Genomic DNA, 13,077 nt, shown 5'->3' with positions numbered 1-13,077 from the left:
GTTCCGATTGTAGCAGGGTCGGGCCTTGTAGGAAAATCATGGGCTGCCCGGTGCAGCGTGCGCGGCAACCCGGCAAAATAAAAGGGCGGCCTTGGGGCCGCCCTCGTATCTGGGTAATGGGTAATGGGTAATGGAGGCTTCGCGGCCCGCCTTTGGGTAATCAGGCGAGGGTCAGAGCGAACGCGAGGGCGCTGGCGCCCAGGGCTGCTGCGAAACCGACCGTGCGGTGCACGATGGTCATTGGTAAGCTCCTGCAAACATTATTATCGTTTTATCGCATGCCAGGAGCGTTCCGGCGCTCCGTGCTGCAGTGCGGCAGATAGCGATGCTTACAAATTGCACAAACTCAAAACCGGCAATTTGAGTTGCAATTTGCGCAACAAACGAGGACGGCTTGCTGTTCCGAAGTTATGTAGAGCGCTTGTAAATGCCTAAATTTCGGGAATTTGGCAAAGCCCGCAAGTGCCATCAAACTGTAATAACTTTTCACCTTTCGAACCCGTTTTTTGCACATCAACGGCTCTGCCTAAATTTTAGGCACAAGGCTCTGGCCAGTTTTCATGGTGCAATGCAAAACGACGGTCGAGCGCGCAACCATGCGGGCCTTCGGAGCGGATTCCAAGGCCTTCACGCGCGCGGGGCTGGACAGGAAACCTGCGCGATACTACGGCCCCGCCATGAATATCCACTCGACCGAATCCGTCCTGATCGTCGACTTCGGCAGCCAGGTGACGCAGCTCATTGCGCGGCGCGTGCGCGAAGCCGGCGTCTACTCCGAGATCGCGCCCTTCAATGCCGCCGAGGAAGCGTTCCACCGCATGAACCCGGTGGGCGTGATTCTGTCCGGATCGCCCGCTTCGGTGCTGGACGAGAACGGCCCGCGCATTCCGGACGTGATCCTGGACAGCGGCCTGCCGATCCTTGGCATCTGCTACGGCCAGCAGTCGCTGATGCATCAGATGGGCGGCGAAGTGACCGGTGGCGACGGCGGCGAATTCGGCCGTGCCTTCATCGAGATCGCGGACGAGTGCGCGCTGTTCAACGGCCTGTGGAAGGTCGGCGAAACGCACCAGGTATGGATGAGCCACGGCGACAAGGTGACCAGCCTGGCTCCCGGCTTCCGGCCGGTCGCCTCCAGCCCCGGCGCGCCTTTCGCCGTCATCGCCAACGACGAGAAGCGCATCTACGCGATGCAGTTCCACCCCGAAGTCGTGCACACGCCCGATGGCGGCAAGCTGCTGAAGAACTTCGTGCGCCATGTCTGCGGCCTTGCCGGCGACTGGACGATGGCGGAATTCCGCAAGACCAAGATCGACGAGATCCGCGCCCAGGTGGGTGAGGGCCGGGTGATCTGCGGCCTTTCCGGCGGCGTCGATTCGGCAGTTGCCGCAGTGCTGATCCACGAAGCGATCGGCGACCAGCTGACCTGCGTCTTCGTCGACCATGGCCTGATGCGCATGGGCGAGGCGGATCAGGTCGTCAGCCTGTTCCGCGGCCACTACAACATCCCGCTGGTCCACGTCGACGCCTCGACGCTGTTCCTCAAGGGTCTTGAAGGCGTCACCGACCCCGAGGCCAAGCGCAAGTTCATCGGCAAGACCTTCATCGACGTGTTCGAGGACGAGGCCCGCAAGATCGGCGGCGCCGAGTTCCTCGCGCAGGGCACGCTCTACCCCGACGTGATCGAAAGCGTTTCGTTCACCGGCGGCCCGTCGGTCACGATCAAGAGCCACCACAACGTCGGCGGCCTGCCCGAGCGGATGAACATGAAGCTGGTCGAGCCGCTTCGCGAACTGTTCAAGGACGAAGTGCGCGAACTGGGCCGCGAACTGGGCCTGCCCGATGTGTTCGTGGGCCGCCACCCGTTCCCCGGACCGGGCCTGGCGATCCGCATCCCCGGCGAAGTCAGCCGCGAACGCTGCGACATCCTGCGCAAGGCCGACGCCGTCTATCTTGAGGAAATCCGCAACGCCGGTCTCTACGACGCCATCTGGCAGGCTTTCGCGGTGCTGCTGCCGGTCAAGACCGTGGGCGTGATGGGCGATGGCCGCACGTACGACAGCGTCTGCGGCCTGCGCGCGGTGACGTCGACCGACGGCATGACGGCGGACATCTATCCCTTCGACGCCGCCTTCCTCAGCCGTGTCGCCACCCGCATCATCAACGAGGTGAAGGGCATCAACCGCGTCGTCTACGACTACACCAGCAAGCCGCCCGGCACGATCGAGTGGGAATGATCGCCGGAACACTGCGGCGATAGGATTGCGCGCCCGTCATTCCACTGGAATGGCGGGCGTTTTGCTGTGCGGCATCTGGTGCGATGTTCGTTTCGGCAGGTGGGAGTGGAGCGGGTGAAGGGAATCGAACCCTCGTATTCAGCTTGGGAAGCTGCTGCTCTACCATTGAGCTACACCCGCATCGCAGCGCGGCCCGCGCTGTCGTGGTGACGGGCTACTGCCACGGCAAAGGCGGCGGCGTCAAGCGGCGCGGCCGTCGTTGGATGCTGCGGGCGCTTCCACCGCCCGCAGCAGGGTTGCAGTACGTCGCGAGACGCGGTTGCGGCCGCTGCGCTTGGCTTCGTAGAGGGCAGCGTCGGCGGCGGTGACGAAAGCCGCCATGTCCGTATCCAGCGCCTGCGCGCAGGCCAGGCCGATGCTGACGGTGACGACCCCCGATCCCGCTCCCGAGGTCAGGCACAGCGCTTCCACCGACGTGCGCATCCGTTCGGCGATCGCGATGGCGTCCTGCGGTTCGATGCCGGAAAGGATCGCGGCGAATTCCTCGCCTCCGTAGCGTGCAACCAGATCGGCTTCGCGCCGGGCACAACCGGCCAGCACGGCAGCCACGCAGCGCAGGCGGTCGTCGCCCACGGCATGGCCGAACCGGTCGTTCAGCTGCTTGAAGTGATCGATGTCGATCATCAGCAGCGCCAGCTGGCCCGTGGTCTGGCGGCGGCGGGCCCATTCGCGCACCAGCACTTCATCGAAGCGGCGGCGGTTGGCGATTCCCGTCAGCCCGTCGACATGCGAAAGGCGGGTAAGCTCGTCCTGCTCCTCGAAGTTGCGGATCTGCACAAGCATCGTGCGCAGGCCATAGCCCAGCGATGCGATGACGCAGCCGGTGATCGCCATCACCGGATCGCGCGACACCAGCAGGACCGAGACGGTCAGCAGGCTGGCCGGGATCAGCAGCGGGCCGCCCGCCCGGACGATGCGTGCCCGGGCGGGCGCATTGGGCGCCTCGCCAAGGCCCAGCCGATACCCTGCGCCAAGGGCATGCCACGCCAGCAGCACGAAGGGCAGGTCGATCAGCAGGTCCGGCCAGCGGCCATAAGTGCCCTCGGCCTCGAAATGGTTTATGTACGCGGCGGAGAAAAGGTAGACGACGGCGTAGACGGCGATCGCCCGGAAAAACTCCGCCCGGCCCCGGTTGCGCGCGGAAAACCGGATGATCGCGAACAGTGCGATATAAAGGTTCTCGATATCGAACATGATCTGCAGCGCCTGCAGGGTCTTCTGCGGCGTGGCGGCAGCGGCGATCAGGGCGGTGACGTGGATGTAGTAGAGATAGCCCAGCGCCGCCGCCAGCAGCCCGTCCACCAGCCGAACCGACCATTTCTCATCTTCGGGACTGGCAAGTGCGAAGATCAGCGGCACCCCGTACAGCACGTATAGCAACATGCTAAGCTGGTCTTCCCGAACGATGTCGAAGAACAGCGTGGCCACCATGGTCGATGCCATGCCGCCGGCCCAGAACAGCATTGCGGCACCCAGCGGCAGCCATCCTTCGGGACCGTCCCTGCGGGTGCGCCACAGGCAGGCCAGACCGGCCAGCACGGGCGCGGCGATCAGCCAGGCGAACGAGCCCGCAGTCTGCCCCCTTCCGGCAAGCGCCAGCGATCCGGCGTGCCCCGTCAGGAACACGATCGGCAGCGCTGCAGTGACCATCCTCGAACCGTGCCGCATGTGCTTCCTTTGGGTGAGGGCACTATTGGCCATATTCTTGCCATGCGCGCGTTTAATCGAAGTTAATTCGGATGTTTCTTCCGTGGTGCCGGCCCTCTTCGCGAAGGCTTGCATTGCCGTGCCGCTTTCGCGCAAGTACGGCAGCGTGAGACAGGCATCGACCATCCTGACCATCGACACCCCCGGGCGGGGTTTCACCGAAATCACCCGCGCCATGGCCGAGTGGCTGGCGGGGGAGGGCATTGGCGAAGGTCTGCTGACCCTGCTGTGCCGGCATACTTCCGCTTCGTTGCTGATACAGGAAAATGCCGCGCGCGAAGTGCGGGTGGATCTGGCGCAATGGCTGGACCGGCTGGCGCCGGAAGGCGCGCATTACCTGCATGACGACGAAGGGCCGGACGACATGCCCGCGCACCTCAAGGCCACGCTGACCGGCGTGAACCTGCAGATTCCGGTGATCGGCGGGCGCATGGCGCTGGGCACCTGGCAGGGCCTCTACCTTGCCGAGCATCGCCGCCGTCCCCACCGGCGCGAGATCGCGGTGCACCTGATCGGGGAGTGAAACCGCCGGTTGTCCCCCGCAACGCGATGGAGCGGGGGCGGGCAGGGGCGGTTTGCCTTGCCAAGCCATCGACTTGTCACAATAAGGGCCCATGCAGGAAAATCGTATCGCGCCCCCCGCCCGTATCCAGCGCAATCTCCTCGCCATCGGAGAGCGCCGGCTGCTGAACTGGCTTTGCGCCCGGATGCCTGCCTGGGTGAAGCCCGACCTGCTGACCGCCATCGGCATGACCGGAGCGGTTCTGATCTTCGCGGGATATGCCACCAGCCTGCTTGACGAGGACTGGCTGTGGCTGTGCATTCCGGGATACCTGATCCACTGGTTCGGCGATTCGATGGACGGCAGCCTCGCCCGTTTCCGCCACATAGAGCGGCCGCGCTATGGCTATTTCCTCGATCACAGCTGCGATGGCCTCGCCACGTTCCTGATCCTGCTGGGTATTGGCGTCAGCCCTTACGTGCGGCTGGAAGTGTCGCTGATCGCGCTGGTCGGCTATCTGCTGCTGTGCATCCACGCTTTTCTGGCCGTGCGCGTTCTGGGCGAGATGCGGCTGTCCTACCTCAACGCCGGACCCACCGAACTGCGGCTGATCCTGATTACGCTGACTTTCGCAATGCTGGTTCTGGGCGACAAGCAGCGCGACATGGAGGCGATGACCGGCTTCGACTGGTTCGTCGGCAGCGTGGGCGTGGTGCTGATCGGCCTGTTCGTGGTGCAGACGACACGCTCGGTGCGCAAGCTGGCGCTGATCGAACCCCCGAAATAAGCGCCGGGCTGCGTTTGGAGCGAAGTGCGCTTGAGCGGCAATGCCGCGGCGGCCGGCGGAAGCTTACCGGGAGTTCGTGCTAAAGGTGGCCACCGGAATGGCGAGTAACGCCCCTTTGCAGACCTTGAGAGGAAGATAAAAGGGAATGTATGAGGGTATTGGAATGACTTTGAAAGGTGATAGGTGACGCACGAACGAGCACGTTTTTGGCTGACGGCCATAGGCATATACCCGTTTGCCGCCACCTTCACAGCCTTAGCCATTACAACATTACTGTTCTCAGAATACGCAATCTTTCCTATCGCCCTATTTGTACTTTGCATTGTCCCTATGCTCGTCAGCACTACAGCATTTTCCGTCTTGTCGGTATTCTGGCGATGCGGAGAATGCGGGCAGCAATATTTTTCGTACTTAATGCCGTACTGGCTTTTTGATGAAACCTGTCAAAACTGCCACTTGCCTGATTGACGGGGTGTCCGCGACCCACCCATCTCTACTATCACCCTGAACTTGTTCAGGGCCTGACAAGCCGATGGCTCAGGCTTGTAACCAGCCAACCAAGATGGCGCCGTCTGTCAGAAGCGCAGAATTTGGAAGGGGCGGCTTAGTGTTCGCCTTGGGGCCGTCGCCGCAGCCGTTCAGCCCTGCTTGGGCAGGTCGGCGAAGGCAGCCTGGAAGCTGTCCGAGGGGGCGCTGTCTACGGCGAGGGTGGTGTGGGCGTCCGAACCGGGGGCGTAGATGAAGCCGAAGGTCGGGCTGGCGCGCAGGCCCATCGACTGGGTGGGGGCGTACCATACGCGCACGCTGCTCCAGTCGCCGTTGGCCGATACGTCTTCGGCCATGGCCGAGCGTTCGATCATGCCGGGGCGCGACCAGTTGGCGTGGTTCAGCACCACGTGGCGCTCGTCGACGATCTTGCTGACCACGGCGACATGGCCCACCGGCATAGCCCCGGTTGCCTTGAAGACCAGCACCGAACCGGTCAGCGGGGTCTTGCCGCGGGCGTAAGTTCCTTCGGCCTGACCCCACCACGTTGCGGCGTTGCCGTGGATGTCGATGGCGGAGTGTTCCCGGGCATAAGGCGCGCACTGCAGCGGGCGGGCCGTTGCCGACTGCGACACCGCAGGCTGGGTCAGCAGGGCAAGAGCGGCAAGTGCGAATGCGGGAACGAATTTCATGGAAGGGAGTTATAACGCCCAAGTCTTACCGCGCCAGAAAGGCTGCCGGGAAGCCATCGCCCCTCTCGCACGGTTCATCGCTTCATAGAGGATGTTGCGCTGAGATGAACCGCCTTGTCGCCAGCGACGGACGATGGCCTCGAATCGATGTTGGATTTCAGGGATATGGGTTGGCTCGATCCTCCCTGATCAGGGAAGGATCGGGTTCAGACTGCCAGTGCCAGCTTTGCCGCTTCTTCGCGCACGACGCGGGGCTGGTCGGGCCAGATGCCGCGCGTGTCGTAGACCAGCTTGTCGGCGCGTTCGGCCAGCGGGACCACGCGGAACACGTCGTGGTCTACTAGCACGATCAGGATGTCGCAGCTTTCCAGCGCATCGTCGACGTCGATCTGCCTTGCGCCGGTATCGGTGAATTCGATGGGGAGTTCGGCGGCATAAGGCTCGACGATGTGGACCCGTTCACCGAACTTGCGCGCCAGCCGGCTGGCGACGAAGCGGGCGGGGCTTTCGCGGAAGTCGTCGATGTTGGCCTTGAAGGCAAGGCCGAGGCAGGCGATCTTTGCGTCCGGGTGCGCTTCGATCAAGGCTTCGGCCTTGGCGATGACGTGGTGCATCTTGCCGTCGTTGACGCCGCGCGCGGTGCGGATCAGCGGCGTTTCCTCCGGCGCGCCGTGGACGATGAACCATGGGTCCACCGCGATGCAGTGGCCGCCGACACCGGGGCCGGGGGACAGGATGTTCACACGCGGGTGGCGATTCGCCAGACGGATCACCTCCCACACGTCCAGCCCCATGCGATCCGAGACGATGGACAGTTCGTTGGCGAAGGCGATGTTGACGTCGCGATAGGCGTTCTCGACCAGCTTGGTCATTTCGGCCGAGCGGGCATCGGTGGTCACGCATTCGCCGCGCACGAAACGCTTGTAGAAGGCCAGCGCCTTGCGCGCACAGCGTGGGGTGATGCCGCCGATGGAGCGGTCGTTGTTGGTCAGCTCTTCCAGGATGCGGCCCGGCAGGACGCGCTCGGGACAATAGGCGATGGAGATGTCCGGCGTTTCCCGCGTCAAACCGGGAATTTTCAGGTCGGGGCGCATCTCCGCGATCATGTCGCGCAATTGCTCGGTGGTGCCGACCGGCGAAGTCGATTCGAGGATCACCACGTCGCCCGCCTTCAGCACCGGCGCGATGGTGCGTCCGGCGGCAAGGACATAGGAAATGTCCGGCGCATGATCCTTGTCGAACGGGGTGGGCACGGCGATCACGAAGACGTCGGCAGGCGCCACGTCCAGCGAGGCCGACAGCAGCCCGCGCGCGACCACGCCCTGCACCAGACCGTCGAGGTCCACTTCCTCGATATGGATTTCGCCGCGGTTGATGGTGTCCACCACCTTCTGCGAGACGTCTAGGCCCAGCACCCTGCTGCCCGAGCGCGCGATGACGGCGGCGGTGGGAAGGCCGATATAGCCGAGGCCGACCACGCACACTGCAGGTTTGTTGTCAGATTTCATTCGCAAGCAGCTCCAGGATGCGGCGCGATGTCTGCCCGTCCCCGAACGGATTGTGGGCGCGCGCCATGGCCTCGTAGGCGGTCTTATCGTCGAGCAGGGTTGATAATTCGGTAACGATGTGTGCGGCGTCGGTGCCGACGAGTTTCGCGGTCCCGGCCTCGACGCCTTCGGGCCTTTCGGTGGTTTCGCGCATGACCAGCACCGGCTTGCCCAGCGCGGGGGCTTCTTCCTGCACGCCGCCCGAATCGGTCAGCATGATCTCGCTGATCGCCAGCAGGCGCGCGAAGTGCGGATAGTCCAAGGGCTCGATCAGGGCCACGTTGTCGAGGCCGGACAGACGCTCGTTCATCACCTTGCGCACGTTGGGGTTGAGGTGGACGGGGAAGATCACGGCAGTGTCAGGCCGCTCTGCGATCTGGCGGATGGCAAGGGCGATCTGCTCCATGCCTTCGCCGAAATTCTCGCGCCGGTGGCTGGTGACGCCGATGATGCGCTTGCCGGCAAAGCGCGCTTCGAGATCGGCCAGACCTGCCGCCAGGGCAGGGTTGCGCTCGATCTCCGCCGTCACCCAGTGTAGCGCGTCGATCACCGTGTTGCCGGTGACGTGGACGCGGGTCTGCGCCACGTTCTCGCGCAGCAGCGCAGCTTCGCTGGTGGTGGTCGGCGCGAAGTGCAGCGATGCCATGGCGCCGATGATCTTGCGGTTCACCTCTTCGGGCCAGGGGTGATAGATGCTGTAGCTGCGCAGCCCCGCTTCGACGTGATCGACCGGGATCTTGCGGTAATAGGCCGCCAGCGCGCCCGACATGGCCGTGGCGGTATCGCCCTGCACGATGACGCGGCCCGGCTTCACCGCATCCATCACCCTGCCAAGCCCGGTCAGCAGGTTCGCGGTCAGGCCATCGAGCGTCTGGTCGGGCTGCATGACGTCAAGGTCGTGGTCGGGCACGATGCCGGCGATGTCCAGCACCTGATCCAGCATCTGGCGATGCTGCGCCGACACGCAGACCACGCATTCGAATCGCGGATCGGCCTTCAGCGCATGGATGAGCGGGAACAGCTTGATGGCTTCGGGGCGAGTGCCGAAGACGACGAGGATTCTGGCGGTCATGGCGCGGGGCATAACACCCGTGTGTTAAACGGAGAATAAGGCGCTTCAGCCCGCCAGCCTGTATTTACCGTCGATGCTGGTGCCCTGGGTGCAATAATCGACCTGATACGGCTGGTGGCCGGCTTCTGCATAGGAAAGCGAGAACGTCTTCTCATCGCCGGGCGTCAGGACCATCGTGGGCAGTCCTTCATCCAGCGAAGCGACCGTCCAGGTGTTCGTGCCTTCATCGCGCGTCATCACGCCGTCCATCGTGCAGGACGGGCGGCCCTTGAAGGAAAGGGCGATCACCAGCATGGCCTTGCCGTCGATCAGCGGAACGATCCGCACCGGGCCGCTAAATCCGGCTTCGTCCCGCGCGAACTGGCCGGAAGGGAAGGGCAGGCCGGGAATGCGGGCGGGCTTTCCTTCCGCGAAGTTCAGCCGGGTTTCCCGGCGCCTCAGGCCCGTTTCGATGCAGCGTTGGGTCGGGCAATGCGCTGCACGACCGCGGGACTGGCCCACGGCAGCCTCGTAGACCTGCGCATGGGCGGGAACGTCCAGCGTCTTCTTCAGCCAGGCCAGCTGTGCCTGTTCGCGCTGCGCCAACGCCTCTGACCGTGCCAGCGCCGCGGCGTCGGGCGTGGCCTTGGCCGAAGCGGATGCCGACGCCTCGGCTCGGGCGTCGGGCTGCGCGTTACAGGCGACGAGCCCGACTGCAAGGACGGGGGCAGCCAGAAAGGCGGGGGCGAAGCGGAGAGCGTGCGGTGTCACGAGCACCAGACTAGCGTATTATTTCAAGGTAGAACAACCTCGAACGCGCCCGGACGATGGCTCTGCAGGTCAGGCGTGGTGCCATGATGGTGCACGGCATTCCCGCGTCCCAGCACCGGCCCTTCAAGCGCATTGATCCAACCCAGATTGCGCGCGTCCGAGAAGTGCGGATTGGCGTAGTTCAGGTTGTCGCCAACGCTGGAAGGGGTGCCTGCCGCGCGCTCCGCCAGATACGTGTCGACCAGCGTGTCCACGCGCGAAGAAATCCGCGATTCGGGGAGCTGGTCCACCGAGGTGCGCCCGTCGCGCCGCGAAATCGGGCCGTTGATGTCGGAGAACTGGTTGCGGGCATTGACCACGTCGGCCACGCTGTCGCCCCAGTGCCCCGATGCCTGCCGGTTCAGGATCGTATCGACGATGCCGCGCGCCTGCGCATCCCCGGCGGACTGCACCCATTCGGTCTGCAGCGTCTTCTTGATGTTCGTCACGTCCTGCGCGGACAAGTGCAGCGCGCCTTCGCTGACGCCCGAAGTGGTGGCGACGGCTGTGGTGGCCTGAGTGGCGGAAGGCTGATTGGTGGAGGGCCGCGTGTCGTTCACCGTTGCAGAAGTGTTCACCGGTTCGCCGCGCGCTGCGACCGAGGTGGGCGGAACCGAGGGCAGGGCGATCCGGTCCCCCGGAAAGATGCGGTCGATGTCCAGCACCTGCGGATTGGCGGCTTTTAGCAGCCCCACGCTGAGGCCGGCTTCGCGGGCGATGGCGCCGAACGTGTCGCCATGCTCGACCACGCGCATGCCTGCCGTTGCCGGGATGGCCAGTCGGTCGCCGGGGAAGATCAGGCTGGGGTTGTCGATCTGCGGATTGGCAGCGATCAGCGCCTCTACCGTGACGCCGGACTTCGCCGCGATGGCCGATACGGTATCGCCGCTGACGACGACATGATCGCGTGACGGGGGCGGAGCGCTGCTCGCTGCGCCGGCATCGAGCCCGGCGGAAGTGCGCGTGGCGGTGGCTGCTTCGATCATCGGCGTGGCTCCCGTCCCTGGTTGGCCAGATTGAGCGGGCAGGGTATGGCGGGCGGCAGGGTGCGTCTCTAAGCATTACGATTATGCGGGCGGCGGCCTGCGGCGTGGACAAAACCGCTCATCGCTCTTGCCCGCCCGCGCGGCTTGGGCAATCACCCTCGCCATGTCTATTCTCAGCGACAAATGGATCCGCACCCAGGCCACCGAACACGGCATGATCGAGCCGTTCGTGGAGGCGCAGCGCCGTGACGGGTGCATTTCCTATGGCCTGTCGTCCTACGGCTACGACGCCCGCGTGGCGCCGGAATTCAAGATCTTCACCAATGTCGATTCGGCCGTGGTCGATCCCAAGGACTTTGCGGCGAACTCGTTCGTGGACCGCACGACCGACGTCTGCGTCATCCCGCCCAACTCCTTCGCGCTGGCGCGGACGGTGGAATATTTCCGCGTGCCGCGCGACGTTCTGGTGATCTGCCTGGGCAAGAGCACATATGCGCGCTGCGGCATCATCGTGAACGTCACCCCGCTGGAACCGGGCTGGGAAGGGCACGTCACGCTGGAATTCTCCAACACCACCCCGCTGCCCGCCAAGATCTACGCGAACGAGGGCGCCTGCCAGTTCCTGTTCCTCAAGGGCAACGAACCGTGCGAAACCAGCTATGCCGATCGCGCGGGCAAGTACATGGGGCAGCGCGGGGTCACGCTCCCCCGCCTCTGAGCGGAAGAAACCGGCGGCGGGAACAAACCCGCGCGATCCTCGCTTCTCCCGGCATAACGAACTGGCCGGGAGACATGCCGTGTCGAAGATCGCCGCCATCATCGGGCGCATCCTTATCGCCCTCATCTTCATCTTCTCCGGGGCCGGCAAGCTGGCCGACATTTCCGCGACCGAGACGATGATCGTCGCTGCCGGCCTTCCGGGGGGCCTTGCCATTCCCACCGGCCTGTTCGAACTCCTCGGCGGGCTGTGCCTTGCCGCCGGGTTCATGGTGCGTCTGGTGGCGCTGCTGCTGGCGGGCTTCACCGCGCTGACCGTGCTGTTCTTCCACCACCAGATCGGCGATCCGATGCAGCGGATCATGGCGCTCAAGAACCTGGCGATCATCGGCGGCCTCGCGCTGGCCTTCGCGCACAGCCAGATGTGGAGCCATTACTACGCCATCGCCCGTGAACGTCGCGGCGAACTGGCGGCCCGCGACGCCGACGTCCGAATCCGCGACGCCGAACTGCGCGCCGCCCGTGCCGAGGCCCGCGCCGACGCGCTGGCCCAGGGCCACCCCGCGCCCGTCTACGAACCCCATGCCGTCGTCACTGACGCGGGCGAAGGCAGGCCGCTGGTCAGCCGCCGCCGCCGCTGGTTCGACTGGTAAGCGTCAGGACGGTTTTCCACCGAAGGATGGCGCGGATCGCCATTGACGTCGCGCATCCAAGACGGCAATAGCCCCGCAACGCGCAAGCGGGCGGTTAGCTCAGTTGGTAGAGCATCTCGTTTACACCGAGAGGGTCGGGGGTTCGAGCCCCTCACCGCCCACCATTCGTGAAACTTCCCAAGGGAGGTCGAACGATGGCAAAAATGCGCAAAAGGCAATTGCATCCGCCGCACAGCGCATGTAAACGCCGCCCCTGCCCGCAAGGGACGCCGCTTTAGCTCAGTTGGTAGAGCACATCATTCGTAATGATGGGGTCACGTGTTCGAGTCACGTAAGCGGCACCACGGCACCCTTTTGTCAAGCGTTTTTTCGCTCCAAAAACCCCCGGAAATCAGGCATAATACGGCATCGGCTTTCCGGTGGTGTCCCCCTTTATCCATCTCCGTCCAGGTGATTTGGGGGCCCCGAATCGGGGGCCTTTTCGATCCTCAAGAATCGAGGCCCCCAGATGCTGACAACGATCCAGATCAATGCGCTTAAACCTCGCGAAAAGGACTATAAAGTCGCCGATGGAAAGGGGCTTTACCTCCTTGTGAAGCCGAATGGTTCGCTACTTTGGCGGGTCAAATTCCGCTTTCACGGGATCGAGAAGAAGATGGCGCTAGGCCGCTATCCGGATGTGGGCCTCAAGGAGGCGCGAGACAAAAGAGACGAAGCGCGCGAGCAGCTTGAAAGCGGCATTGATCCTGACCTGCCCCCCGGCAGTCCCTCGATCATAACGAGAGTCCAGCGGTTAAATACGATGGCCCGGACGCCTGCACAAGCGCGTCGGGCATGATGCT

12 protein-coding genes and 3 tRNA genes are annotated in these 13,077 nt (G+C 64.1%); 8 read left to right on the top strand and 7 right to left on the bottom strand.

Annotation, left to right across the window (positions count from 1 at the left end; genetic code table 11):
• The first annotated feature begins 677 nt into the window (after positions 1 to 677).
• Entirely contained in the window at positions 678 to 2,237 is a 1,560-nt protein-coding gene (guaA, locus tag GGR40_RS18095) for a glutamine-hydrolyzing GMP synthase (protein ID WP_429277764.1), read from the top strand.
• Positions 2,238 to 2,343: 106 nt separating this feature from the next.
• Here guaA and GGR40_RS18090 read toward each other — a convergent pair.
• Together GGR40_RS18090 and GGR40_RS18085 are read right to left on the bottom strand one after the other, a co-directional pair.
• A tRNA-Gly gene (locus tag GGR40_RS18090) sits at positions 2,344 to 2,417 on the bottom strand.
• 60 nt (positions 2,418 to 2,477) lie between these two features.
• Entirely contained in the window at positions 2,478 to 3,947 is a 1,470-nt protein-coding gene (locus tag GGR40_RS18085) for a GGDEF domain-containing protein (protein WP_429277650.1), read from the bottom strand.
• Positions 3,948 to 4,110: 163 nt separating this feature from the next.
• Here GGR40_RS18085 and GGR40_RS18080 point away from each other — a divergent pair, with 163 nt between their 5' ends.
• Together GGR40_RS18080 and GGR40_RS18075 are read left to right on the top strand one after the other, a co-directional pair.
• Positions 4,111 to 4,527, top strand: a complete 417-nt coding sequence (locus GGR40_RS18080; protein ID WP_429277763.1) for a secondary thiamine-phosphate synthase enzyme YjbQ — start codon at positions 4,111 to 4,113, stop codon at positions 4,525 to 4,527.
• A 91-nt stretch (positions 4,528 to 4,618) separates the two neighbouring features.
• Positions 4,619 to 5,293, top strand: coding sequence for a CDP-alcohol phosphatidyltransferase family protein (locus GGR40_RS18075; RefSeq protein WP_429277649.1), 675 nt, complete (start codon positions 4,619 to 4,621; stop codon positions 5,291 to 5,293).
• A gap of 638 nt (positions 5,294 to 5,931) precedes the next feature.
• Here GGR40_RS18075 and GGR40_RS18070 read toward each other — a convergent pair.
• The 5 genes from GGR40_RS18070 to GGR40_RS18050 form a co-directional block, all read right to left on the bottom strand.
• Entirely contained in the window at positions 5,932 to 6,471 is a 540-nt protein-coding gene (locus GGR40_RS18070; protein ID WP_429277648.1) for a CHAP domain-containing protein, read from the bottom strand.
• A 206-nt stretch (positions 6,472 to 6,677) separates the two neighbouring features.
• Entirely contained in the window at positions 6,678 to 7,979 is a 1,302-nt protein-coding gene (gene wecC / locus GGR40_RS18065; RefSeq protein WP_429277647.1) for a UDP-N-acetyl-D-mannosamine dehydrogenase, read from the bottom strand.
• Positions 7,969 to 9,090: a non-hydrolyzing UDP-N-acetylglucosamine 2-epimerase gene (wecB, locus tag GGR40_RS18060; protein WP_429277646.1), complete on the bottom strand. Its 1,122-nt coding sequence runs from the start codon at positions 9,088 to 9,090 to the stop codon at positions 7,969 to 7,971. Before wecB ends, wecC begins: the two co-directional genes overlap by 11 nt.
• Positions 9,091 to 9,135: 45 nt before the next feature.
• Entirely contained in the window at positions 9,136 to 9,840 is a 705-nt protein-coding gene (locus GGR40_RS18055; RefSeq protein ID WP_429277645.1) for a hypothetical protein, read from the bottom strand.
• Between the two features lie 23 nt (positions 9,841 to 9,863).
• Positions 9,864 to 10,865 carry a LysM peptidoglycan-binding domain-containing protein gene (locus tag GGR40_RS18050; RefSeq protein ID WP_429277644.1) on the bottom strand — a complete coding sequence of 334 codons (1,002 nt, stop codon included), beginning with the start codon at positions 10,863 to 10,865 and terminating at the stop codon, positions 9,864 to 9,866.
• A 163-nt stretch (positions 10,866 to 11,028) separates the two neighbouring features.
• Between GGR40_RS18050 and dcd the strand changes: the two genes are divergently transcribed.
• The 5 genes from dcd to GGR40_RS18025 all read left to right on the top strand — a co-directional run bounded on the left by dcd (position 11,029) and on the right by GGR40_RS18025 (position 13,073).
• Positions 11,029 to 11,583, top strand: coding sequence for a dCTP deaminase (dcd, locus tag GGR40_RS18045; protein ID WP_429277643.1), 555 nt, complete (start codon positions 11,029 to 11,031; stop codon positions 11,581 to 11,583).
• 79 nt (positions 11,584 to 11,662) lie between these two features.
• Positions 11,663 to 12,235: a DoxX family protein gene (locus tag GGR40_RS18040; RefSeq protein ID WP_429277642.1), complete on the top strand. Its 573-nt coding sequence runs from the start codon at positions 11,663 to 11,665 to the stop codon at positions 12,233 to 12,235.
• Positions 12,236 to 12,323: 88 nt separating this feature from the next.
• Positions 12,324 to 12,399, top strand: a tRNA-Val gene (locus GGR40_RS18035).
• A gap of 104 nt (positions 12,400 to 12,503) precedes the next feature.
• Positions 12,504 to 12,579 (top strand) — tRNA-Thr (locus GGR40_RS18030).
• Positions 12,580 to 12,743: 164 nt separating this feature from the next.
• On the top strand, positions 12,744 to 13,073 hold the full coding sequence (locus tag GGR40_RS18025; RefSeq protein ID WP_429277641.1) for an Arm DNA-binding domain-containing protein: 330 nt from the start codon (positions 12,744 to 12,746) through the stop codon (positions 13,071 to 13,073).
• The last annotated feature ends 4 nt before the right edge of the window (positions 13,074 to 13,077 follow it).

This window comes from Novosphingobium gossypii (assembly GCF_050433305.1).
Classification (GTDB): Bacteria; Pseudomonadota; Alphaproteobacteria; order Sphingomonadales; family Sphingomonadaceae; genus Novosphingobium; species Novosphingobium gossypii.
Note: the sequence above shows the minus strand (reverse complement) of the source record. Positions and strands in the feature narration are given on the sequence as shown.